This window comes from Mesorhizobium sp. WSM4806 (assembly GCF_055811635.1).
This window is the reverse complement of sequence record NZ_JBVVQZ010000003.1, coordinates 314,131-338,237: the sequence shown is the minus strand read 5'-3', so window position 1 is coordinate 338,237 and position 24,107 is coordinate 314,131. Positions and strand designations below refer to the sequence as shown.

Below are 24,107 nucleotides of genomic sequence, written 5' to 3'. Positions count from 1 at the left end.
TTTCAACCGGAGTCCACCATGACACATGCTCCCGACATCACGCGGCCGCCAAAAGACCTAATCGACGCGCTGAGGGGGATCGGCGCCGCGACGGTTGCCGGCACGCTTGGCCACATGGGTTTTCGCAATCCGCACATGGTCGGACCGGTGGCGCAGAACCACGGCAAGTCGATCGTCGGGCCGGCGCTGACGCTGCAGTTCATGCCACAGCGGCCGGACCTGTTCACCGAGGGAGAATATGCCGATCCGGAGACGCAGCTGCATCGGCACGTGCTTTATCACGCACAGGCGGGCGATGTGGTCGTGGTCGACGCGCGCGGCGACATGAGCTCGGGCGTCTTCGGCGATATGATGTCGACGTATTTCAAAGGCAGGGGCGGCGCCGGCATCGTCATCGATGGATGCATGCGTGACCGGCCCAATGTTGAAAAGCTCGATCTGCCTCTATGGCTGCGCGGCTGGACGCCGAACTATCATGTGCAGACCAGCATTTATCCCAATGCCGTCAACGTTCCGATTGCCTGCGGCGGTGTCACGGTGATCCCCGGTGACATCATCGTCGCCGACGACGACGGGGTGGTGGTGCTTCCCGTCGCAATGGCCCCGGCGGTAATCGAAGAATCACAGAAGCATCACGATTGGGAGGAGTTCTCGCGAGTGAAGCTGATGGAGGGCGGGCCGTTGCAACGCTACTATCCGCTGCATGACGATGCCCGCGGGGAGTACGAGGAGTGGCGCAAGACAAACCGCTTGGAGAACCCCGGTTAGCGCATGGATTGGATTACCCCGTGGCGGGCGGCAGCTGGCAACCGTTCACAGATGGCGCGCGGTACTGGTTTATTCGGCAGCTTCGGCCCTCGCCGCCGGCGCAATTCGCGCGGCGCAGTATTTGAACTCCGGGATCTTGCCGTAGGGGTCCAGCATCGGATTGGTGAGCATGTTGGCCGGACTTTCGTTGAAGCAGAACGGCATGAACACCATACCGTCGGCGACCTCCCGGTCGGCGCGCAGGATGGCGTCTACCGTCCCGCGCCGGGTCTCGACCGCAATCATCTCTCCTTGGCGCAGGCCGTGCCGCTTGATCTCATAAGGGTTCATCGCAGCGATGCCTTGTGGTTCGATCGCGTCCAGCACGCCCGCCCGGCGGGTCATCGAGCCGGTGTGCCAATGCTCGAGTAGGCGGCCGGTGGTGAGCACCAGTGGAAACTCTTCATCGGGCACTTCGTCAGGCGGCAGCAAATCGGCCGGCACGATGCGGCCGCGTCCGTCCGCGGTCGGGAATCCGGACGAGAAGATGATCTCATTGCCGGGCTTTTCGGGACCGTCGGCCGGATAGATCACCGAACCTTCGCGCTCGATGCGGTCCCAGGAGATATGTTTCAAGGACGGCATCACGGCCGCCATTTCCGCATAAACATCCGAGACATGGCCGTAATTCCAGTCCAGACCGATGCGCCTCGCCAGTTCGACAATCAGTTCCCAATCCTGGCGCGCTTCGCCCGGCATGTCGAGCGCCGGCCGGCCGATTTGCACTTGCCGGTTGGTGTTGGTGTATGTGCCGAGCTTTTCGGCATGCGCCGAGGCCGGCAGCACCACATCGGCGTGCCAGGCGGTCTCGGTCAGGAAGATGTCCTGCACTACGAGATGGTCGAGCATGGCCAGTGCTTGCCGGGCATGGGTCTGGTCCGGATCGGACATGGCCGGGTTCTCGCCCAGTATGTACATGCCCTTGATTTCGCCGTCATGGATGGCGTCGATGATTTCGACGACCGTCAGGCCGCGTTTCGGGTCCAGCGTCTGACCCCAAAAGTTCTCGTATGCGCCGCGGATGTCGATGTTCTCGACCGATTTATAGTCGGGGAAATACATCGGGATGAGCCCGGCATCGGATGCGCCCTGCACGTTGTTCTGGCCGCGCAGTGGGTGCAGGCCTGTTCCCGGCCGGCCGACATGTCCGGTGATCAGCGCCAGAGCGATAAGGCAGCGCGCATTATCGGTTCCGTGTGTGTGCTGGGAAATCCCCATGCCCCAAAAGATGATCGACCGCTCGGCGGTCGCGTAGGTGCGGGCGACGTCGCGCAGCACGCTCGCCTCGATGCCGCAGACCTCGGCCATCGCCTCGGGCGAAAAATCCTTCACCTTGGCCTTCAGGGCCTCGAATCCGGAAGCGTTGGCCTGGATATATTGCTCGTCGTAGAGCTTTTCCTCGACGATGACGTGGATCAACGCGTTCAGCATGGCGACGTCGCTGCCAGCCTTGAATCGCAGCGAATGCGACGCATGGCGCATCAGGTCCTGGCCGCGCGGGTCCATGACGATCAGCTTGGCGCCGCGCTTGGCCGCCTGCTTGAAATAGGTCGCGGCGACCGGATGGTTGGTGGTCGGCCGTGCGCCGATGACGATGATGCATTCGGCCTTCAGCGCGTCGTTGAAGGGCGCCGAAACCGCACCCGAACCGACGCCTTCCATCAGCGCCGCCACCGAAGATGCGTGGCAAAGCCGCGTGCAATGGTCGACATTGTTGGTGCCAAAACCCTGGCGCACCAGTTTTTGGAACAGATAGGCCTCTTCGTTCGAGCCTTTCGCCGAGCCGAAACCGGCCAGCGCCTGCCCGCCATGATCCCTGAGGATCGTCTTCAGCCCGCCGGCGGCGCGCGCGAGCGCCTCTTCCCAGCTAGCCTCGCGAAAAACGGTCAGCGGATCGACGCCGCGCATATCGGCATCGCCCGACTTCGGCGCATCGTCGCGGCGGATCAGCGGCTTGGTCAGCCGTTCAGGCGACATCGCATAATCGAAGCCGAAACGACCCTTGACGCAGAGCCGGTTCTCGTTGGCATAGCCATTGCGGCCATCGACCTGGACTATTCTGTTGTCCTTGACCGCAACGCTGGTCTGGCAACCGACGCCACAGAACGGGCACAGCGTGTCGACGACCTTGTCGAATTCCTGGATGACCCGGGTCTTGCCTGCCTCATCCATCAGCGACTTTTCGTAGAGCGCGCCGGTCGGGCAGGCCTGCACGCATTCACCGCAGGTGACACAGGTCGACAGGCCCATCGGATCGTGCATGTCGAAGACGGGAAGCGAGTGATTGCCGCGCTCGGCCATGCCGATCACATCGTTGACCTGGACTTCGCGGCAGGCCCGGACACAGGCGCCGCAAGTGATGCAGGAATCGAGATTGACGGCAATGGCGGGATTCGTGATGTCGAATTCTGGCCGAACATCATCCGTGGCGAATTTCGAGCTGTAGCGACCGCCGGAAATGCCCATCGAACCAGCCCACTGCCAGAACATCGACTGCTGATCCGGACCGTCGGCCGCCGGCCGCATGTTGCTGGCGAGCAGCTCGAACACCATCTGGCGCGATTTCGTAGCCCGTTCGGTATTCGTCTTCACCACCATTCCGGCGGAAGGCTTGCGGATGCAGGAGGCGGCAAGCACCCGTTCGCCCTCGACATCAACCATGCAGGCGCGGCAATTGCCGTCTGGCCGATAGCCGGGCATGTCGACATGGCACAGATGCGGGATCCTGGTGCCTTCGCGCTTTGCAACGTCCCAGATCGTCTCGTCGTCAGCGGCTGTGACCGTTTTGCCGTCGAGGGTGAATATGACGCCATCTGCCATTTCAAAGATCATCCCTAAAATGCGTCAAAAGGTGATTGACCGGATTGGGCGCCGCCTGGCCGAGACCGCAGATGGAGGAATCGCGCATCACTGTTTCAAGGTCGCGCATCGCCGTCTCATTCGGCACGCCCTTCTCTTTCAAGAGCGTTACCAGCTTTTCGGTTCCTTCCCGGCACGGCGTGCATTTCCCGCAACTCTCATGTTTGAAGAAATTCATGAGATTGAGGGTCACATCCCTGATGTTGTCGGCTTGCGAAAGCACGACCACCGCATGTGAGCCGACAAAGGCGCCCTGTTTGGCGAGTTCGCCGCCGAAATCGAGTTCAATGTCGCCCATCGACGCCGGAAGGATGCCGCCCGAGGCTCCACCTGGCAGATAGGCCTTGAATTCATGCCCGTCTGCCATGCCGCCGCAATAATCCTCGATCAGTTCGCGCACGGTGACGCCGGCCGGGGCCAGCTTGACGCCCGGCTCCTTCACATGTCCGGAAACCGACCAGGAGCGAATTCCCTGATGGCCGGGCTTGCCCTGCGCGGCGAACCAATCGGGTCCCTTCTCGACGATGTCGCGAATCCACCACAGCGTCTCGACATTGTGGTTGAGTGTCGGGCGTCCGAAAAGTCCGACTTCGGCAATATAGGGAGGCCGGTGACGGGGCATGCCGCGCTTGCCCTCGATGCTTTCCAGCATCGCGCTTTCCTCGCCGCAAATATAGGCGCCGGCGCCGCGCCGCAGGTCGATGAAACCGGGCTTGACGATGCCGGCTGCCTCGAGCGCCGCGATCTCGGCGCGCAAAATGGCGAGCACGGCAGGGTATTCGTCGCGCATGTAGAAATAGATGCGCTCGGCCTCGACCGCGTGGGCGGCGATCAGCGCGCCTTCGAAGGTGCGGTGCGGATCCTTTTCAAGATAGATGCGGTCCTTGAAAGTGCCAGGTTCGCCTTCGTCGCCATTGATCGACATCAGCCGCGGCCCTGGATAGCCACGCACGAAGCTCCATTTCTTGCCGGCCGGAAAGCCGGCGCCGCCGAGACCGCGCAGACCGGCGTGCTCCATGGTGTCGATGATGGCGTCAATGCCGGTCTCGCCCGCCTTCACCTTCCGGAAAAGCTGATAGCCGCCAGCGGCCCGATAGGCATCAAGGCCAACATAATCGGGCACGACAACCTTCGTATCGCCCGAGCGAGCCAGATCGATGAGGATATGGCTGCTGGCTTGGTCGACCTCACGGTCGCCAATGCGCGCCGCGGGCGCTGTGGCGCAGCGGCCCATGCAGGGCGCACGCATGACGCGGACCGTCTTCGGGTCGGCCTTGGCGGCCAGTTCGCCAATCAGGTGCTCGGCGCCCGCCAGCATGCAGCTTATCGATTCGCACACCCGGATTGTCAGCGGCGCGGGCCTCGCCTCGCCTTCCCTGACGATATCGAAATGGTCGTAGAAGGTGGCGACCTCGTAAACCTCCACCTGGGACAGGCGCATGTCTTCGGCCAGCGCGCGCAGATGCGCGGCCGACAGACAACCGTAGCGGTCCTGGATCAGATGCAGGAATTCGATCAACAGATCCCGGCGCCGTTCGCGATGGCCAAGAAGTTCCCGGACCTCGGCCAGGGCAACATCATCCAGCGCCCGCCCTTTGGGTCCGCGATCGGGAGATCGCCGTTGCTGCATTGTCATCCTCTCTCCTCCCGGACCCTTCGTCTGAGGAAGGCGGCTCCCGCCACCAATGTGGTTGTGAGCTCCCTCAGCCCGGCGCACCTTGGATCAAGGATTTGGCACACAAATCGACTTGGCAGACAAGTTGAACCAAATGCCGGTTTGACAATTTTAGCATGGCCGGGGCGCCGCGACAGAACTGATCTGCGCCCTGATTTGTCGCACGGCCTATACCGGGGCAGCTTGCGCCTTCTCGATCAAGAAAACGATGTGGTCTCCCTGCCGTTGCATCGCCTCCAGGCGGTCGCCCATTTCGTTGATCAGATTGGGAATGTCTATGGCTGCCAGCGGATCGGTGCAACGGACCTCAAGGCGCTCGCCTGGGCTTATGCCGCTGAGCGCCTTGCGGGTTTTCAGCGCCGGCAAGGGACATTTCAATCCCGTCAGATCGAGCTGTCTCGTCGTCATGGTGGCGCACCATGGCGGACCGCTTACCGGTCGTCAACGCGCCGACCCAGGGTATACTGCAGTTGAGAGCGGCCAGGTCGTCGCACCGCATTTTGGCATACTGCATGCCCACCGGCTCGACGGCGTTCGTCAATACAGGTCCGAATAGGCAAGGAACTGAACGGTCTGGCCCGGCTCGACCTCGGCTATTTCCTCGCCGAGTTCGACAAGGCCGTGCGTTTGAACCAAAGAAGACAGCATGCCAGCGCCCTCGCGCGGGAATTTGACGGCTTCATATGTGCCATCCTGCGTCCCACGCAGGCTTACCCGCACATATTCGCGTCGCCCCGGCTTTTTGCGGTAGGAGAAGGCGGCCCGCACCGGCCGCGAAATTGGTGGCTGCTGCCGTGCGCCGGCCAGTGCAAAGATCGCGGCGCGCGCAATATGGGCGAATGTGACGAAGCTCGCCACCGGATTGCCGGGCAGCCCAATGAAGGCTGTTCCCCGGATCACCCCCATGGCGACTGGGCGGCCGGGTTTTATGGCCACCCGCCAGAAGACCAGGGTGCCCACACTCTCGACGGCGGCCTTGACGCAGTCGGCCTCCCCGGTCGAGACCCCGCCGGACGCCAGGATCAGGTCCTGTCCTGGCGCAGCCTTGCTCAGCACATCCGCGATCAGCCTGCTGTCGTCGATCAGAATGCCCAAATCGGTGGTCTCGCAGCCCAATCTTGCCAGCATGGCCATCAGCATGAAGCGGTTCGAATCGAAAAGCTGGGCCGGTCCCCGGACCTTTCCCGGCGCGACGATCTCGTTGCCGGTCGAGAAGATCGCGACGCGAACTTTGCGCCGCACATCGATCTGCGTCATGCCGAGCGCCGCGGCGAGCGCAACATCCTGCGGGCGCATGCGCTGGCCGGCCTGCAGGACCACCTTGCCTGCTGCGACGTCCTCGCCCGCCGGCCGCACGTTGGCTCCTCTTTTCAGGCCGGGCGGAAGAATGACCCTGCCGGTATCGTCGACACGGACATCTTCCTGCATGTAGACCGTGTCTGCCCCCTCCGGCAGCGGAGCGCCGGTGAAGATGCGTATGGCTTGTCCGGGCGCGGCGTGCCGATCCGGCGCCATCCCAGCCTGGATCCTGCCGCTCACCGGCAAGGCTTTTTCAACGGTTCCCGGCAGGTCGTCGCCGCGCAGTGCATAGCCGTCGACGGCTGAGTTGGTGAAAGGCGGCAGGGGCAGCGGCGCCACCAGATCACTCGCCAGGACGCGCCCATCGGCAATCGCCAGCTGGACGGTTTCGGTCTCGTCGACAACGGTCAGCCGTGAAGCAATCAGTGCGGCTGTATCATCGAGCGATCGCATCGGGCCGCCGAAAGCGAAGCAGTCATCTGAAAGTTGCGCCATCGAGCCTTCAGCCTCTATGGATCTGGCCGAGCCGGCAGCTCGGCGCCATCCGGCAAGCCCAGTCTGCGCCTGTGCGCGCTTTTGTGGACCGGCATCGGTTTGAACAGGCTATATAGTGCAGGTCAAGCCGGAGGTAACGCGTCCACTCCGGCGAGCGGGATTGCAATTTCAAGAGAGCGCCATGCAACAGATGAAAACCCGACCAGACCCCGCCATCATCATGCCGAGCCCGGATGACATCCGATTGACCGAACAGGTCAGCGGCATCGATCATACGGGCGCCGCTATTCAAATCCGCGTCCCCGTTGAACGCCCGCTGACGCTCTATCTGAATGCCCAGGAGATCGTCACGATGATGACGATCGGCGACTATCCCGAATATCTGGCGCTGGGCTACCTGCTCAATCAGAACATGCTCAAATCTGACGACGTCGTAACCGAGGTCGAATATGACGACGACGTGCAGGTCGTGGTCGTCCGTACCGAGCGCAACACAAATTACGAGCAGAAGCTTAGAAAACGGACGCAGACTTCAGGCTGCGCGCAGGGGACCGCTTTCGGCGATCTTCTCGAGGCGCTCGATATCACTCTGCCGCCAGCCGCGCTGCACACCTCCTGGCTTTACCAAATGACCCGCACGATCAACACGACGCCGTCGCTCTATCTTGAAGCGGGCGCGATTCATGGCTGCGTGCTTTGCAACGAAGGCACGCCGATCTGCTACATGGAGGACGTCGGGCGCCACAACGCCGTCGACAAGATCGCCGGCTGGATGTATCGCCACGGCATCGATGCCGCTGACAAGATCCTTTACACGACGGGCAGGCTGACGTCGGAAATGACGATCAAGACGGTTCGAATGGGCATTCCGATCCTCGTCTCGCGCTCGGGTTTCACCGCCTGGGGAGTAGATCTGGCGCGTCAGGCCGGCCTGACGCTGGTCGGTCGGGCGCGCGGCAAGCGGTTCGCCGTGCTATCGGGCGCGGACCGCATCGTCTTCGACCAGGACCTCGCTTCCGTCGACGAGGAAGCACCGCGTCACAGACGCAAGGGAGCCGACGATGGCGAATGAGAAGGTGCCGACCCTGGGCGTCGTTCTCGCCGGCGGGCTCGCCCGGCGCATGGGCGGTGGCGACAAATCGATGCGTCGGATCGACGGACTCACCATCCTCGAGCGTGTCCTCGAGCGCCTCAGCCCGCAATGCGACGGGCTGTTGCTGAACGCCAATGGCGACCCTGCCCGCTTCGACCGCTTTCGCCTACCAGTCGTCGCCGACCCGGTCGAGAATTATCCGGGCCCGCTTGCCGGCGTGCTTGCGGGCCTCGACTGGACCGCGGCGAACAGGCCCGATGTCGAATGGATCGTCAGCGTCGCAGCGGACTGTCCTTTCTTGCCGCGCGACCTCGTCGAACGGCTGCATCGGGCGCGCATGGCGAAAGCTGCGGATCTGGCGGTGGCGATGTCAGCGGGTCGGACGCATCCTGTCATCGGGCTGTGGCAAGTGGCGATGCGAGATGCGCTACGCCATGCACTGGTCGAAGAGGGCGTTCGCAAGATCGACCTGTGGACAGCTCGCTACAAGGTTGCAACCCAGTCCTGGCCGGACAAGCCGGTGGATCCCTTCTTCAATGTCAACACGGTCGAAGATTTTGCCGAGGCCGAATGGCTGGTTGGGCACTTTGCCGACCCTTAACCCGGATATCTCACACTTGGCCAGGGCGGGTAAAACCCATGCGCTCGACCGCCTCGTTGAATTCAGGCGAAGCGAGCGCGGTTAGGAAGGCCTGCACCGCGGGTCGCTGTTTGCGGGCAGAGACCAGCGCGAAATCATAATGCTCTTCCTTCAGCGCAATGAAGCCGAGCCCGGCTGAGCGCGCCACCGGCGCAATGGTGACGCCCCAGTCGGCTCGGTTCTGCGCCACGGCCGCCGCGACGGCATTGTGCGAGCGGGGCTGGTTCCAATATCCGTCGGGGCGCGCGGCACCAAGCAGTTGGTCGATCAGGATGCGCGTGCCCGAGCCCTGGTTGCGGTTGACCATCATGCAATTGGGATCGGCGAGTGCGGCTCGCACCGCCTCCTCTGGGTCGGTCCCCTGGAAGCGCAGGTCGCCCGGGCGGTAGACGATGCCCTGCATGCGTCGCCATCCCTGCACGAGTTCGAGGCCTTCGCTCAGGAACGGCGCATTGTAGCTTTGCGTCTTGGCATCGAAGAGGTGGATGGGCGCGATATCGCACTCGCCTCGCCTGGCCGCGGCCAGGCCGCCCAGGCTGCCGACCGCGATGGACCGCACCGTCAGGCCGGCGCGAAACAGAATGCCCACGACAAGATCGAGGCCGGTGCAGTTGCTGCCGATCACCACGAGATCGGGAACACGAACGTGCGGGGTGAACAGCGTCACCGACGCCTCGCTTCCGGCAGGCATATTGTCGGCTAGAGCTTCGATGCTGATGAAGCCGTCGGCCTGGGCAAAGGACGTTATCGCCCCCGAGCCCTTGCCGGTGGGATAGGCGACCAGCCCCTGCTCACCCTCGACCAGCGATACCATCACGAACTCCGTGCGGCCGAGTTCGGACTGAATGCGCAGTGGGACCTTTGCAGCGACCTTCGCTTCGGTCCGAGGCGGCAGGCCCGCCATGCGGCGCAGCACGGGTACGATCATGTCATGGAAGGTGAACATGGCCGAAGTCGGGAATCCCGGCAGCACGACGACCGGCTTGCCGTCGCAGACGGCGAGGCAAAGCGGCTTTCCCGGCTTCAGCGCCACGCCATGGGCAACGATGCCGGGCGCGCCGAGACGGTTCACGATGCGGTGGCTGACATCACCCGCGCCCTTGGACGTCCCACCCGACAGTATCAGCACGTCATGCGCCGCCAGCGCCTCGCGCATGGCGGCTTCGAGTGTGGCTTCGTCATCCGGATAGGCGCCGAGAAAGCTCGCCTGGCCGCCATTTTCGGTTATCGCGGCGCTGACGATTGCGCCATTGGCGTCGTAAATGCCGGCGGGTCGCAGGGTGTCGCCTGGTTGGACAAGTTCGTCGCCGGTCGACAAAACCGCCACCCGCAGCTTGCGCGCCACCGTCACCAGCGCAATTCCACAGGCGGCAAGCATGCCGATTTCACGCGAGCCGATCACCGTTCCGGCGCGCAGCAGAACCTCACCGCGGGCAATGTCGGATCCGGCATGCGAGATGAACTGGCCGGGCGAGGCTCCGCGCCTGACCTCGATGGCATCGCCTTCGGCTGGGTGTGTGTGCTCCACCATGACGATGGCATCGGCGCCGCGCGGCACCGGCCCGCCCGTCGCGATCGAGGTGGCGGTGCCTGCGAGCACAGGGATTTGCGGGGCGACACCGCAGGCGATGGTTTCGCGGTTGAGCAGGAGCCTGGCAGGAAGCGCCTCCGACGCGGTGGCGATGTCGGCGGCGCGCACGGCAAAACCATCGACGTTCGAACGGTCGAAGGGCGGCACGTCGATCGGAGCCGTGACATCATCGGCAAGCGGCAGCCCAAGCGCATCCGCCAGCATCAGTTCTTCGGTCGGGGTCGTCCTGGGAAATAGCACCGCCTCGAAACGGGCGAGCGCCTCGTCGCGCGACAGGACCGTCAGGAACTGCTCCTGGCCGGTATGCTCCTGGCCGGTATCTGGGCGGGTGGATCTGGTCATCACCGACTCATCTGGGATCGTCGAACACAAAGGCGCCGACAGGTGTTCCCGCGGCCCAACCCTCACTGCCCCCTGGAATGGCAAGCCATGCATCCGCCAGGCGGATCGCCTCCAGCGAAAAATCTCCTATCGCAAGCGGCCGCCATCTGTCTTGTTGCTGGTTCAGCAGGACGATCTCGGCCAGTCCGACCGTGGACGAGATTTTCCGCTCCAGCGCCAGGACCGTCTGTCGCCGGGCGCTCCTGTCCGTCAGGCGATCGATAGCCGGCTGAACCAGCGCCAGAAAGGCGGCAAGAGCCTGATCGGGCGCGCCGGGCAGAGCAATGATCGGGACCGCATCGAGCCGTCCGATCGCCGCGGTTCGGCCGGGCTGTAGCGCTATGTTGTGGGCGATGAGCGCCCCACGCGCGGCAAGCGCGTCGGCGGTAGCGTCGGCGCGCCCCGCACCAGTGCCTCCAATCAGGATGATCAAATCGCCGGCTGGATTGCCAAGCGCCTGGGCGACGGATCTGGCGTCGCGCGCAACCGTTTCGATATCGAATACGGTCGCGCCAGAGGCTCTTGCAAGGTCGGCGATAAAATGCGCCGTGAAAGTATCGCTCGTCGGGGCGGCGACATCGATCAGGTGCACCTGCGGCATCCGCACCGCAATTTCACCAATCCCTGCGCTTCGCACTGTCAGGAGGTCAGCGGCCGACAGCCTGTTCCCTGCAATGATCAGCGGTCGGCCCGCCGCCATGTCCTCGCCGGCGCGTCGCACGCCCTGGCCCGGTGCCGCTTCATCGAGCGCCTGGGGCATCGGGCCGCTGCAATCGATGAGATCGGCATCGAGAACGCAATCGCATCCCTCCGGCATGGCGCCGCCTGCCTCTATCCAGACCGGCATTGCCGTCAGCGGCAGCGGCGAATAGGCCGACGCACCGGCAAGATCGAGCGCGCGGCACGCCCAGCCATCTGTCCTTGCGGTGTCGCGGATGGGCTGCGCGCGTGCCCGGGGCGGCATGGCGGCGCCTATCTTCCCAAGCGTCTGGTCAAGCGGCAAAAGAGTGGGCGCAACCGGCTCCACTCCGTCGAGGAGTGCGGCGAGAGCCGCTTCGAGACCGGTCAGCGCGCCGACGGAAGGCTGCATTCTCATCATGTCCGATGATGGGGCAGATGCAACCCGCTTTGCAACCGACTTCAGGAGCGCTTCTGCTCAGCGTTCGGGAAGAACAGTTGCTGGCCGTCAATATTGTATTCGCCGATCGCCTGCTGTCCTTCAGGCGAGATCAGCCAATCTATGAAGCGTTGGCCGGGTTCAGCCTTGACGCTCGGGTGCCTCGCGGGATTCACCAGCATGACACCGTACTGGTTGAACAGCCTTTTATCGCCTTCGACCACGATCTCCAGTTCGCCGCGGTTCTTGAACGCCAACCATGTGGCGCGATCGGAAAGCACATAGGCATCCATGGCGCTGGCTGTGTTGAGCGCAGCGCCCATGCCCTGCCCTATCTCCTTGTACCAGTGGTCCCCCACCGCCGCGATATCGACACCTGCCGCCTTCCAGAGTCCGAGTTCAGCAAAGTGGGTTCCGGATTTGTCGCCGCGGGAAACAAAAACAGCTTTTTTGCTCTGGATCGATGTCAAGGCGACTGCGATATCCGGCGAACCCTTGATGCCGGCCGGGTCGCCTCTGGGCCCGATCAGGACGAAATCATTGTACATCACATCGAAGCGTTTCACGCCAAAACCTTGCTCGACGAATTTCTCCTCCTGCTCCCTGGCATGGACGAAGACCACGTCTGCGTCTCCCCGGCGGCCGGCGTCGAGGGCCTGGCCGGTTCCCTGCGCGACCACCTTCACCTCGATTCCGGTCCTTGTGGTGAACAAAGGCAGTATGTGGTCGAAAAGGCCGGAATCCCGTGTCGACGTCGTCGAGGCCACCACGATCGACTGTTCCTGTGCGCTGGCCGATGCGCCGCTGGAAGCGAGGAAAGTCAAAATGATCGCAATTGCGGTAAACAGTCGACGGTTCAGCACTGGAAGCTCCATTTCCGCGGTCAAAGCACGAGTTCCCCATGGATAAAGGCGGCAGCTTCTGCGGATGCGGGGCGATCGAAAAAATCACCGGCGCTGGCGTGCTCGCACAGTCGGCCGCAAACGAGGAAGACGACATCTCCCGCGAGCCGTCGCACCTGGCCGAGATCGTGCGAAGCCATGACGATCTTGGTACCCGATTGGGAGGCCATCAGGATGATCTCCTCGACATGGCGGGTTGCAGCGGGATCAAGGCTGGCGGTGGGCTCATCGAGCAGCAGGATCTCGGGTTCGCGCGCCAGTGCGCGGGCAAGCGCCACGCGCTGTTGCTCGCCGCCGGACAAGCGCCGCGCAGGTCGGGCCGCCAGGCCCAGAAGGCCCACACGATCGAGAAGTTCCTCGGTGCGTGCCGCGCGACGATGGCGCGGACAGCCAGCTTGCGCCAGTGCGTAAACCACGTTGGCGGCGACGGAGCGGCGCAGCATCACCGGTTTCTGGAGCAGCATTGCCCGGCGCCCGAGGCCGCGATCGGTGCGCCCACCCCAGCTCACAGTTCCTGCGGAAGGCGCGGCGAGTCCCATGCAAACCCGAAGCAGTGACGTCTTGCCCGCGCCATTGGGACCGAGCACCAGTGTCGGCGCACCGGGAGTAATCGCCAGGTTCAGGCGGTCGAGCATGGTCGTGGCGCCGGCGCTGAGCGAGACCCGGTCCAGAACGAGAGGAAGGTCGGTTAGCGCGGCCCGCATCATCAAGCCACCCGTTGCTCCGACCACAATCGCAGGCCCCAGGCAGCGGCATTAATGGCAAGAATGAGGCCGATCAGGATGACGCCGAGCCCGATCGCGAGCGGCAGGTCTCCCTTTGATGTTTCGAGCGCGATCGTGGTGGTCATGGTTCGGGTAAAGCCCTCGATATTGCCGCCGACGATCATGACCGTGCCGACTTCGGCGGCCGCCCGGCCGAAGCCGGCGAGCATTGCGGTAATCAGGCTGAAACGGCTGTCCCACAAGAGCGTCGCCACCCGGCCTGTCGGGCCGACGCCCATCGCCGTCAGTTCGTCGCGATATTCGCGCCACAAATCCTCGATGGTCTGGCGCGTCAGAGCCGCGATGATCGGCAGGACGAGAAGCGCCTGCGCGATGACCATGGCGGCCGGTGTGAACAGCAGGCCGAACGCGCCGAGCGGCCCTGATCGCGACAACAGCAGGTAAACGGTCAGGCCGACGACTACGGGCGGCAGGCCCATGAAGCCGTTGACAAGCACGACGAGCGCGGAACGTCCCGGAAAACGGGTCAGTGCCAGCAACGCCCCGAGCGGCAGTCCCACGACGGCCGCAACTGCAACGGCGGCCAGGGTAATGGTCAGCGAAAGCCGCACTATCGAGATCAGCGTCGCGTCGCCACTCGCGATAAGCTGCCATGCATTTAGGCCTTCTGACATACCCTTTCACCTGCGCTGCGTCGTCCTGCTATTTCTGCTGCATTTACTCCGCATTCGTCAAACAATTGAACCTGCGCAGGAATATGCATAAGATTGCAGGATGGATTTGCTGACGACTGCAGAAGCCGCAGACTATTTGCGCCTTGGCGAACGCAAGCTTTACGAGTTGGTCGCCAAAAACAGCATCCCGTGCAGCAAAGTGACGGGCAAATGGCTGTTTCCGCGTAACGAGCTCGACCGGTGGGTTCTGTCGGGATTGGCGCGTCCCGACGGAATGATTGCGCCCGAGCCGCCGCCCATAGTCGGCGGCAGCCAGGACGACCTGCTTGAATGGAGCCTTCGTCAGGCGGGCTCTGGCCTCGCCTCGCTTACCGAGGGGACGGCAGGCGGCGTTGCGCGTCTTTTGCGTGGCGAGATTGCCGCTGCGGCGATCCATTTCCACGGTGATGCCGCCGACCCCAATGTGGAGGCCGCGCGCGCCATGCCGCGGCTGCACGATGCGGTGCTGATCGGTTTCACGCGGCGCGAACAAGGGCTGCTGCTGCCGCCGGGCAACCCCCGATCGCTCAACAGCCTGGCCGATGTCCTAGAAAGCGGCGCCAAGATCGCGATGCGCCAGGTCGGGGCCGGAGCCCAAATGCTGCTGGATGTCCTGGTCGCCCGCGCCGGCGCCAGCCAGAGGCGGTTGAACCGGCTCGAGCCGCCATGCCTGACAGGGCCGGAACTCGCTGCCGCGATCCGGACCGGCAGGGCCGATTGCGGCATCGCCACACGCGCCGCCGCGCGCGCCGCCGGCCTCAAATTCGTGTCATTGGCGTGGGAGAATTTCGATCTGCTGATGCGGCAGCGAACCTATTTCCAGCCTTCGATCCAGGCGCTGATCCGCCTCATGGCCGAGGACAGCTTCACCCAGCGCGCCGCAGAACTTACGGGCTATGACACCGACCCGGCCGGGCAGGTCCGATTCTTCCATTGATGTGGGGTGTCGATGGAGCGCCGGGCGCACCGCCGAACCTGTTCAGCCAAGGTCGATGTCGCCTTCGACGACGTGGTGCAGACCCGCGCGTTCGGCCGTGATCACGGCCCTCACGGTCAGGCGCCCCTGCCCTTTCAGTCCCGCATCCGCCACGGCCTTTTCGATCGCCTGCTGCGAGGTGACGCCGACCTGCTTCAGGAACTTGCGCATCGACACGTTGAAGGCATCGGTTTCCATGTTTTGAGTCATAGGATTGCCTCTAATAGCTTGGACTGTGCGGCTGGTCGGGTCGCGATCGCATGCTGTTCCCCGGCAAAGTCGCTGCCCGCCAGCGGAACACGGAAACGTATGATGCGCAATGCATAAGACGCTCGCAACAGCTTTGCTCGCTGCTGTTTTCCTCGCCGGCGCGACGGCACATGGTGCGGAACTGCGCGGGCATGGCGGTCCGGTGCGGGCGATTTCCGTGGCGCCGGACGGAAAGACGGTGGCAACCGGCAGTTTTGATACCAAGGTAATCATCTGGTCGCTTGAGACCGGCGAAGCACGCGACGTGCTGCTCTTTCATGAAGGTGAGGTAACTGCCGTCGCTGCATTGCCGAACGGGCGCTTTGCCAGCGCCGGTACGGATGGTCGCATCGCGATCTGGCAAATCGGTCGAGGCGAGCCGGCCCGCATCCTGGAGGGCCACACCGGGCCTGTCGCCGACCTCGAACTGTCACCCGACGGATCGATGCTGGCTTCGGCGTCCTGGGACACCACCGTCCGGCTCTGGCCGCTTGCCGGTGGGCCAGCGCGCGTCCTCGAAGGCCATCGTGCAAACGTCAATGCGCTCGCCTTCTTGGCGGACGCAACCCTCGTCAGCGCCGGCTATGACGCGACAGTCATCTTTTGGCCGAGCCAGGCTGGGGCGGCTCCGCTTCGGGCCATCATGCCGACGCCGCTCAACGCGCTAGCAAGAGCGTCCGGCGACCGCCTGTTCGTCGCAGGTGCTGACGGGCAGCTGCGGCTGCTCGACCGGCGCGGCAAAGTGCAGCTGGAAGTTCCGGTCTTGGGCAAACCGGTGATTGCTCTCGCCGCCACCCCAGACGCGAACTATCTCGCCGTCGCCGGCATCGGAGATGGAATCCTGTTGCTGGACGCCATCAGCCTCTCCACCATCCGCACGCTCGACACCTCCGGCGTGGCGGTATGGTCGCTTGCGTTCGCGGCTGGCGGCAAGACGCTTCTGGCTGGCGGCGCCGACCATCTGGTGCGGGAATGGAACGTCGAGACGGGCGAGCGCCTTGGAGCCGCTACAGCAGGCAGGACCGATCCGATGGCCAGATACGCAGGCAATCCGGACGCAGAAGTATTTCGCGCCTGCGTTGCCTGCCATACGCTCGACCCCAACGATGGCCATCGAGCCGGGCCGACGCTGCATGGCATTTTCGGGCGCAAGATAGCGTCCGTGCCGGGTTACCATTATTCGCCCGCTTTCCGGAAAATGGACATCGTCTGGACACCGGAAACCGTGTCAGAGCTGTTCGAGCTGGGTCCGAACGCCTACACCCCCGGCACCAAGATGCCTGAACAGACGATCAGCAATGCCGAGGATCGGGCAGCCCTGATCCGCTTTCTTCAGGCCGAGACACGCACCGACTGAACTTCGACATCACCGCATCGACCGAGCGCCCAAAAGGCTCGATGACTCCAGCCTGTGGAACACCGCCCGATTGCGGCCAGTCTGCTTGGCAACATAGAGTGCTTCATCGGCCTGGCGCTGGAGCTGCTCCGGCGAAATGGCCTGGTCCGGCGCCTGGACCGCCACGCCGATGCTGAGGGTGATATAGCGGGACACGCGGGATCCAGGATTAGGAAGACGAGCAGCTTCCACACACTCGCGAATTCGCTCGGCTACAATGGCGGCCTCCTGCTCGTTCACACTTGGAAGCAGCACGAGAAATTCCTCACCGCCGTAGCGCGCAACATGATCGCGATCGCGCCTCACGTTCTCCCGGATCAAGCGGGCGACCTCGATGAGGCAACGATCGCCCTCGGCATGACCGAGACGATCGTTGAGCTTCTTGAAGTCGTCGATGTCGCACATCAGCATGGCGGCGCCGCCGGGGCATTTGCCGCCACCGCCCCAGACGTGGTCGAGCGTTTCCGTCATCCGGCGCCGATTGTCGACGCCGGTCAGCGGATCGGTTCTCGCCAGAAGCTCCAGCCGATCGTTCGCTTCTGCCAGTTCGGCAACCCTGTGTCGGTCTCGAAGCTCGAACAGAAAAGTCTTCTGAGCCAGAATTGTCATCGTACGCCGCGCGGCGACCGTAGCGAGAATGCCGCTGGCAAAAAACAACGTGGCAGCCACCGCATTGCCAATCTCAAGGCCCGGGTTCTGCACCTGGAAGACGAGATAGAGACCGAGAGCCAAAGCCGCGACCGTCACGGTCCATGCCTGAGGGACGCCGAAGATGATGATGGCGGTAATCGCTACGAACAGCATGATGTTCAAGTGCCGTTCGTAGAACTCGCCGCCGGCGCTTGCGCCGACCAATACGATCGACAACAGGATGAGGAACATGCCTGTGATCAGGGAAACCCCCTGGACCCAGGACGGGCGCCGTTTTCGCCAGACAAGGACCACGGCTGCAGCGACGGGAGGGATGATGGCGCCAGGCAAGAGCATGGATAGCGCGATCGACCTTGGAAGCATCACCAGGTTGAGCGCCAGCGTCAGGACATCCAGGAACGCCACCCATGTCATCCAGGCGCGGATGATCTTGGCCGTTTGCGACCAGACACGTGCCTGAAACAGGCGCTTGATCTCGCCTTTGAGCCGGATGTCGCGCGTGCGCTGCGCCAGAAGTCGCTCAACTTCCGCCGTGACGGCAGGATCGTCCTGCATGTCGAGGTGCGTTCGATCTACCAATCGACGGGCCCTGAGGCCCCCCTTTCCCATACATCCATTCGAGCCACCCGGTGGTCAGCCGAGCGGCAAGCATGTCACGCTATGCTGAAGATTTGATTGCTAAAACCGTTTATTTGCGCGTTGATTGCAACCCTCGAAGCCGGCTCTCCGCTTGACGCCGGCAAGGCGGTGCACCCGACCTATGTCGAGGGGCAGTCCAAAGCGAGGGCTCAGACCGAGGGCTCAGACCGCCTTGTCGCTCGAGGCCTTGCGCTCCCGCAGATAGTCTTCAGTGGTTCGCGGCGGCGAGCGACCAGGGCCTGCATAAGGATCGAAGCCCTCATTCATCGCCGCATCGACGCGGCAATTGTCGCACATCCGTACAAGGTCGAGCCGCCGTGCGTTCTCGCCTGCAAACATCCAATGTTTGCCTTCGAGCTTGGCGACGATCCGCTCGACGGTGCTCCTTGTGCCGAACGGCTTTGCGCAGCGGATGCAGTTGTACGGCTCCTCTTGCTTCACGACCCGGCTGCGAGCACCCCATGCCTGGAAATCCACCTGCGGCGTCAAGGTGATGACCTTCTCCGGGCAGGTCGCGGCGCAAAGGCCGCACTGCACGCAGGCGCTCTCGGAAAAATACAGGGCCGGCTGCTGTTCGCTGTCGGAAAGCGCCCCGGTTGGACAGGCCGAGACACAAGAGAGGCAGAGCGTGCAGCCGTCGACATTGACGTCCAGGCCGCCGAACGGAGCTGCAGCAGGCAACGCCACCCGGTCGACCGGCGTCGGCGCGGCTCGATGGAGCTCGAGCATGGTGCTCGTCAGCAGGCTGCGCTTCTTGCCGAGCGGCAGGAATGCCGCCGGGCGCCGCGACGCAACATCTGGAGTAATCAGGTCGAGCGCCGAGGCGAGTATGTCGGGATCGTCCACTTCGATCAATCCGCAGACCTCCGCGCCATAACCGAGAGACCGGCTCAAAAGATTGGCGATTGCGATGTTTGCGGCAATTCCGGTAAGCTCATGCCTTGGCTTGGCCGACGACAGCGCCCTTACGGCGCAAGCGCCCCAGGCGACCGGCGCGGTCCACGCCTCGATCCCTAACTGGGTTATCTCGTTCACCGCGACCGGCAGGACATTTGCGGGCAGACCCGCTCCGAAGCGGGCAAGTGCGTCGATCAGCGGCTCGCCATGGCCGAGATCATGGAAAAGCACAATCGCATCCAGGCCGCCCGCCTCACGATAGGTGACAAGAAGCGTCCGCAGCCGCCGAAGCAGCGACTCGGCATCCGGCACGGCGTAGGCGGCAGCGCCCGTGGGACATGCCGCCGCGCAGCTGCCGCAGCCGGCGCATACTTCCGCATCGATCGCGACGTGGTTCCCGGCGGGCGTTATCGCCCCAGTCGGGCACAGGTCGAGGCACCGTGTGCAGCCGGTGATGCGCGATCTCGAATGGGCGCACAGATCGGAGGAGAAATCGATGAAGCGCGGCTTGTCGAACTCGCCAACCAAATCGGCTGCCGTTGCGATCGCAACGGCGACGGAGGCGCGATCGCCGGGATCGGCCTTCACGTAGCCGTCGCGCAATTCATGAGCAGGGAAAAGCGGAGCCCCGCCGGAGAGATCAAGGATGATGTCGGCGTTCGAGACCGCTCCATCCCGCGATATCCCAAAGCCAAGCCGATCGCGCGAAGATGGATTGGGCGCCGCGAAATCGTCGACTGTCAGCTCGAAGGCGCCAAGATGGCCGCGCGCTTGCCGGATCGTTCCCTGCAAGACGGGAAAATCCCAGACCCGGTGCGGCGCGATTTCGCGCGGACGGCTAAGCAACACAGTGACGTCCAGCTTTTCGGCGAGTTGCCGGCCCGCATCGATCGCCGTGGCGTCGCAGCCATAGACCAGGACGACACCATTGCTCGAAAGCGTAACCAGCGCGGGTGGCGAAGCGGGTTCGGCCGCCATGGCGAGCAGAGCCGCCGCTTTCGGGCCGGCAGCAGCAGCATCCTGCGACCAGCCGCCCGTCTCGCGAATGTTTGCGAAAACCAGATCGCCTGCGAAACCGAGTTCCTCGGCGAGGTCGCCGAAAAGCGGCGCCTGCTGCGTGCAGCTGATGGTGACTGCTTCGCCGCCGCTCAGGGCGCTGCGCACCCGGTCGAGTTCCGCGCCGCAGAACTGGTCCCCCGCCTCGACCCGTGCGCCCTTGCATCCGCGGGCGACGCTGGCGCCGAAGCGTGGCATGCTCCGCTCGCACGAGCAGACCAGGACCGTGCGTGGTTTGTCCAGGCTCATTCCGACTCCCGTGGCATCTTCCTTGTCCACGCGGTAGCGCCTCTTGCCTGGAAGTATTATAAAGAAATTACAGTCGCCGTCATCAAAATATGGATCGGCCTATGCGGCCCTCTGTCAGCGACCTCCAACTGCCACCGCCTTACAGCCTCGTGCCGCTGAGAGAGGCCGGTGACGCCTTTGCGCACGCCTGCGCGATTGCGGCAGACGAAGGGGCAGGCACGCTTGCCTGGGTGCGCCGCTACGATCTGGCCGAATTCGCAGTGGTGCTCGAGCCTGAAGAGCCGCTGGAGGATGCGCGTCGCGCGATCTATGCCGGCATGAACGCACTTGCCGATGCGCTTGCAGTCCATGCTCCGCCGTCGCGGCCCATCACCTTCGACTGGCCCGACACTGTTCGCGTCGACGGGGTTCTCGTCGGCGGCGCCCGCCTGGGCTGGCCGGAAGGGGCACGGGAGAACGAAATCCCCGACTGGATCGTCTTCTCCGGCATGATCCGCACCGCCGTCATCCGCGCCGGCGAGCCCGGTCTGCGGCCGCTGCTTGGCGCGCTTGACGAACTCGGCTTCGTGGCGCTCGATGCCGGTGAGATCGTTGCGAGCTTCTCCCGCCATCTGATGGCCGCATTCCACGAATGGAGCGATACCGGCTTCGGTTCGATCGCCAGCCGCTGGCTCGACCGGCTGCCCCGAAAGGGCGATGAGCATGCAGAGCTTGCCGGCAACGGCGATCTGCTGATTTCCGACACGGCCTCTCACGGGCTTCGCGAGCGAAGAAGCCTGCCCGAGGCGCTTGCCAGGCCCTCCTGGCTCGATCCGATGACGGGCACGCCATGGCTTTGAAGCTGCCGCGAACGATCCGCCTCGATCCATCGGACACGTTTGTCTATTCGCGCGCTGCAGAACCGGGCGAATGGGCGGTGACCGGCACCTTCCTGTTCTTCGGCGCCGATGTGGCCAGGCTTTCCGGCAAGGAACGACAGGCGTTCCGCGCCGGGTTCCTCGGCATTGACAGCTTCGGCTGGTCCACCCTCGTCGTGGTCACCGACGCGACCGCGCTTGATCGCGCGGCCGCCGTCGATCGGCTGGCCGAGCAGCTTGTGGTGCGATGCGGTGCGCCAGACATCGAAACGGCGCGGGCCGCCGCCGAAGAGGAGATAGCCTTCGCGCAATCGCTGTGCGACCACCCGCCAAACACGCTGATAGGGGTCAACCGCACCAGCGAACAGACCGGCACCCGGGAGTGTTTCCGCACCCTGCATCGCAAGGCGAGCCGGCTGGAGCCGGCAACGGCATTCCGCTTTGTCGAAATCGAGGGCGAGGACGCGTCGACGGAAAAGTTCGATCTCCTTGCATTGGCCGGGAGGCAGAAGTGAAGGATTTCTGGGTTTCCTCAGGTCATCACCTTCTCGACAGGGATGAGGCCGGGCGCCTGCTAGTGACCGACTCCTTTCTGAAGGCATATTTTGCGCGGCCAGAGCTTCTTCCCCCCGAAACGGCCTGCCCGGCGGAGTTGCGCCTGCATCACGAACTTTTGATGCATCATCCGCGCCGGCCGGTCGCCAAGCAGGAGATCGCCGCCTTGGAGGATCCGGATGCGCGCGAGAACTGGGAGTTCATGATCGCCTTTCGCGACCATGTGCTGGCCGCTCCCTCGCTCGAGGCCGCATATCTCGCGCTGGCGCGCGGCTCGGCCGAAAATATCCCGCCGCTGTTCATGAACCAGCTTGCGCAGGTCGTCCTGCGCAATGCGCTGGATGGTCAGCACGACGCCTGCGTCGTGCGAGCCGCTGAGCTGTTTTATCGGCCACAACGGGTGACGTGCCACGAGGGGACGGTGCTTCTCGCCGATGCCGAAACCATTGAACTGCATGAACAGAACCGCCATGCCTCGCCGCTCCTCGGCATGCTTGGTGGCCCAGCTGTCACGGAACTGGAGATACTCGACGAGAACAATTCCGAGAGTTACTTTGCCAGGAGCGACGCTTTCGATATGGTGCTCAAGCTGGGCAGCGCGCGCAGTCCGACCCGGCGCGGCCTTGCCACCGCAATGGAGATCTGGGTTCGCCATCTACTTGCGGTGGACGTGGAGATCGAGCCGGTGGAGCGGATCGAGGACCAGGACTGGGCCTGGTTCGTCGGCCTCGACGCCGAAGCGACCCGCATCGGCAACACGCTCTGGGCCGGCGATGAACTTGACCCGGAGGCTGCACAGCGCGTGATTGCACTGTTCCGGCTCACCTTCTCCGACACAGGCGAAGTACTGCCGCAGGTGGGCGCCAGGCCCGTCTGGCTCATAATTGCCATGACCCCTGACCGAACGATCCGCATGAAGCCGCAGAACCTTGTCGCAGGCCTGCCGTTTCGCGCCCCAGGGACGGTGAACTAGGAGGATTGGTGCCATGGTGCGGGAGACGGCGGAAGTCGGGGTGATCGTCGAGCGACGGGCTCTGGACAACCCGTGGATCGACCATGTCTGGGTTCCCGTGGCCGTGCTGGCGGGCGCGCCGAGCGCGGCGCCATGGTCGGTGCTGCACGAATCAGACGGCGTGACGCGCTTCTATGCCGGAACTTTCAAGCTTGAGCTCTTCGGGTGCGACACGGGCATGTACCGGGACAACCTCCGTTCGGGGCGGCCTAGCCTGTGGATCGCGCTCCGGTCGAGCGATGCTCCACCCGGAGTTGTGCTGCACCTGGTGACCGCTGACCCTTTCGAGGGCGAGTCGCTGACCGAGGCTGGCCCCGACATCATCGAGGCCGTGCCGATGCCGATCGAGCTTCAGCAATGGCTGGCCGCCTTTGTCGAGACGCATCACGTCGAGCGTCCTTTCATCAAGCGCAAGCGCGATCGGGCGGACCCTGATGCCCTGGCGAGGCGCGGTCCTCGTTCCGGAACGACGGATGATGCCGAATGAGCGCGGGACGCGACAATGTCTTCGCCCGCTGGTCGCGCCTGAAACAGGCGGCGCGTTACAGTTCGACTGCGGGGCCGCAGAACGATCAGCTTTCGCCTGACGAAGTTGCGGCGCCAGCCGATACTGGTGAGCAGCTTGCACCAGCAATTGTCGAGCCGGAGGCCGCCGAGCCCGCCGAGCCCCTCCCTCGCCTCGAGGATCTGACCGCTCAAAGCGATCTCTCAGCCTTCCTGCGCAAAGGCGTGCCCAAAATGTTGAAGCGCGCCGCATTGCGCAAGATGTGGTCGCTCGATCCGGCAATTCGTGATCATATCGGGCCTTCCGAATATGCCTGGGACTTCAACAGCCCTGGATCCATGGCGGGATTCGGCCCCTTGAAAGCATCCAGCGAAGCTGTCGTGGATTTCCTGTCGAACGGCGGCAACCCGACCGATCCGGCACCCGCCGCCATGGCTTCGCAGGCGCCGGAGAAGGCGCCAGCGACCAGCGCCGTTTTGGCGGACGAGGGCGTGAACGCCTCAGCCGATGGGTCGGATTCTGTCACGCCGGACAGTTCGATCGAACCGGCAAACCCCGAATCTCCTTCGGCCGACGGCGCCGGGACCGCCATCGACCGCGACGAAGGCGCCGGCGCCGCGGAATCATCGCCGATCGATCGCCAGCGACGCCATGGCGGCGCCATGCCGCGCTGATCTGGATTTGTTGCCATTTTGGCACAGTCGCTGTTGCAATTGCCGGGCGGGGCACTAGTATTCACTTTACCCACTCGTTGAGGGGCACGGTCGA

Annotated in this window: 22 protein-coding genes; 10 read left to right on the top strand and 12 right to left on the bottom strand. The window is 63.8% G+C overall.

Going from position 1 to position 24,107, the window contains the following annotated elements; all coding sequences use genetic code 11:
* Positions 1-18 precede the first annotated feature (18 nt).
* Positions 19-768, top strand: a complete 750-nt coding sequence (locus AC0L2M_RS07035; protein ID WP_023797622.1) for a ribonuclease activity regulator RraA — start codon at positions 19-21, stop codon at positions 766-768.
* A gap of 69 nt (positions 769-837) precedes the next feature.
* Here AC0L2M_RS07035 and fdhF read toward each other — a convergent pair whose 3' ends face one another.
* The 4 genes from fdhF to AC0L2M_RS07015 all read right to left on the bottom strand — a co-directional run bounded on the left by fdhF (position 838) and on the right by AC0L2M_RS07015 (position 7,135).
* Positions 838-3,627, bottom strand: coding sequence for a formate dehydrogenase subunit alpha (fdhF, locus tag AC0L2M_RS07030; protein WP_473534436.1), 2,790 nt, complete (start codon positions 3,625-3,627; stop codon positions 838-840).
* Position 3,628: 1 nt separating this feature from the next.
* On the bottom strand, positions 3,629-5,302 hold the full coding sequence (locus AC0L2M_RS07025; RefSeq protein WP_473477784.1) for an NADH-ubiquinone oxidoreductase-F iron-sulfur binding region domain-containing protein: 1,674 nt from the start codon (positions 5,300-5,302) through the stop codon (positions 3,629-3,631).
* Positions 5,303-5,509: 207 nt separating this feature from the next.
* Positions 5,510-5,749, bottom strand: a complete 240-nt coding sequence (locus AC0L2M_RS07020; protein WP_031254334.1) for a sulfurtransferase TusA family protein — start codon at positions 5,747-5,749, stop codon at positions 5,510-5,512.
* 129 nt (positions 5,750-5,878) lie between these two features.
* Entirely contained in the window at positions 5,879-7,135 is a 1,257-nt protein-coding gene (locus AC0L2M_RS07015) for a molybdopterin molybdotransferase MoeA (RefSeq protein WP_023797618.1), read from the bottom strand.
* 181 nt (positions 7,136-7,316) lie between these two features.
* Here AC0L2M_RS07015 and fdhD point away from each other — a divergent pair, with 181 nt between their 5' ends.
* Both fdhD and mobA read left to right on the top strand, forming a co-directional pair.
* A complete protein-coding gene (gene fdhD / locus AC0L2M_RS07010) occupies positions 7,317-8,207 on the top strand; it encodes a formate dehydrogenase accessory sulfurtransferase FdhD (RefSeq protein ID WP_473534435.1) in 891 nt (296 codons plus the stop codon).
* The gene (gene mobA, locus AC0L2M_RS07005) at positions 8,197-8,829 is read left to right on the top strand and encodes a molybdenum cofactor guanylyltransferase MobA (protein ID WP_473534434.1); all 633 of its coding nucleotides are present in this window, start codon (positions 8,197-8,199) and stop codon (positions 8,827-8,829) included. The genes fdhD and mobA overlap by 11 nt, the downstream gene beginning before the upstream one ends.
* A 10-nt stretch (positions 8,830-8,839) precedes the next feature.
* Here the strand turns inward: mobA and AC0L2M_RS07000 are convergent, their stop codons facing one another.
* From AC0L2M_RS07000 to AC0L2M_RS06980, 5 genes are read right to left on the bottom strand one after another with little or no spacing between them, the layout of a single operon-like run.
* On the bottom strand, positions 8,840-10,801 hold the full coding sequence (locus AC0L2M_RS07000; RefSeq protein ID WP_128246308.1) for a molybdopterin biosynthesis protein: 1,962 nt from the start codon (positions 10,799-10,801) through the stop codon (positions 8,840-8,842).
* Positions 10,802-10,808: 7 nt separating this feature from the next.
* The gene (locus tag AC0L2M_RS06995) at positions 10,809-11,930 is read right to left on the bottom strand and encodes a molybdopterin-binding protein (RefSeq protein WP_473534433.1); all 1,122 of its coding nucleotides are present in this window, start codon (positions 11,928-11,930) and stop codon (positions 10,809-10,811) included.
* Positions 11,931-11,980: 50 nt separating this feature from the next.
* Entirely contained in the window at positions 11,981-12,832 is an 852-nt protein-coding gene (locus AC0L2M_RS06990; protein WP_473534496.1) for an ABC transporter substrate-binding protein, read from the bottom strand.
* An 8-nt stretch (positions 12,833-12,840) separates the two neighbouring features.
* Positions 12,841-13,563: an ATP-binding cassette domain-containing protein gene (locus tag AC0L2M_RS06985; RefSeq protein WP_473534432.1), complete on the bottom strand. Its 723-nt coding sequence runs from the start codon at positions 13,561-13,563 to the stop codon at positions 12,841-12,843.
* A gap of 2 nt (positions 13,564-13,565) precedes the next feature.
* A complete protein-coding gene (locus AC0L2M_RS06980; protein ID WP_128173391.1) occupies positions 13,566-14,258 on the bottom strand; it encodes an ABC transporter permease in 693 nt (230 codons plus the stop codon).
* 100 nt (positions 14,259-14,358) lie between these two features.
* On the opposite strand from AC0L2M_RS06980, the gene AC0L2M_RS06975 reads away from it, so the two are divergent.
* Positions 14,359-15,234, top strand: coding sequence for a helix-turn-helix transcriptional regulator (locus AC0L2M_RS06975; RefSeq protein WP_128166296.1), 876 nt, complete (start codon positions 14,359-14,361; stop codon positions 15,232-15,234).
* A 42-nt stretch (positions 15,235-15,276) separates the two neighbouring features.
* Here AC0L2M_RS06975 and AC0L2M_RS06970 read toward each other — a convergent pair whose 3' ends face one another.
* A complete protein-coding gene (locus AC0L2M_RS06970; RefSeq protein ID WP_031254328.1) occupies positions 15,277-15,483 on the bottom strand; it encodes a DUF6494 family protein in 207 nt (68 codons plus the stop codon).
* 109 nt (positions 15,484-15,592) lie between these two features.
* Between AC0L2M_RS06970 and AC0L2M_RS06965 the strand changes: the two genes are divergently transcribed.
* Positions 15,593-16,879, top strand: a complete 1,287-nt coding sequence (locus AC0L2M_RS06965) for a hypothetical protein (RefSeq protein WP_473534431.1) — start codon at positions 15,593-15,595, stop codon at positions 16,877-16,879.
* 9 nt (positions 16,880-16,888) lie between these two features.
* On the opposite strand, the gene AC0L2M_RS06960 is transcribed toward AC0L2M_RS06965, so the two are convergent.
* Entirely contained in the window at positions 16,889-18,124 is a 1,236-nt protein-coding gene (locus AC0L2M_RS06960) for a GGDEF domain-containing protein (protein ID WP_287171350.1), read from the bottom strand.
* 246 nt (positions 18,125-18,370) lie between these two features.
* Positions 18,371-20,410 (bottom strand): 4Fe-4S binding protein, encoded by a 2,040-nt coding sequence (locus AC0L2M_RS06955; protein ID WP_287171287.1) that lies wholly within the window; start codon positions 20,408-20,410, stop codon positions 18,371-18,373.
* Between the two features lie 101 nt (positions 20,411-20,511).
* On the opposite strand from AC0L2M_RS06955, the gene AC0L2M_RS06950 reads away from it, so the two are divergent.
* From AC0L2M_RS06950 to AC0L2M_RS06930, 5 genes are read left to right on the top strand one after another with little or no spacing between them, the layout of a single operon-like run.
* Positions 20,512-21,249: a biotin/lipoate--protein ligase family protein gene (locus tag AC0L2M_RS06950; protein ID WP_473522919.1), complete on the top strand. Its 738-nt coding sequence runs from the start codon at positions 20,512-20,514 to the stop codon at positions 21,247-21,249.
* Complete coding sequence (locus AC0L2M_RS06945) at positions 21,240-21,782, top strand: DUF6505 family protein (protein WP_473534430.1); 543 nt, start codon at positions 21,240-21,242, stop codon at positions 21,780-21,782. The genes AC0L2M_RS06950 and AC0L2M_RS06945 overlap by 10 nt, the downstream gene beginning before the upstream one ends.
* Positions 21,779-22,795: a DUF6352 family protein gene (locus AC0L2M_RS06940; RefSeq protein WP_473534429.1), complete on the top strand. Its 1,017-nt coding sequence runs from the start codon at positions 21,779-21,781 to the stop codon at positions 22,793-22,795. The genes AC0L2M_RS06945 and AC0L2M_RS06940 overlap by 4 nt, the downstream gene beginning before the upstream one ends.
* Before the next feature lie 13 nt (positions 22,796-22,808).
* Entirely contained in the window at positions 22,809-23,321 is a 513-nt protein-coding gene (locus AC0L2M_RS06935; protein WP_023797599.1) for a DUF3305 domain-containing protein, read from the top strand.
* Positions 23,318-24,013 carry a DUF3306 domain-containing protein gene (locus tag AC0L2M_RS06930; RefSeq protein ID WP_287219760.1) on the top strand — a complete coding sequence of 232 codons (696 nt, stop codon included), beginning with the start codon at positions 23,318-23,320 and terminating at the stop codon, positions 24,011-24,013. The genes AC0L2M_RS06935 and AC0L2M_RS06930 overlap by 4 nt, the downstream gene beginning before the upstream one ends.
* The last annotated feature ends 94 nt before the right edge of the window (positions 24,014-24,107 follow it).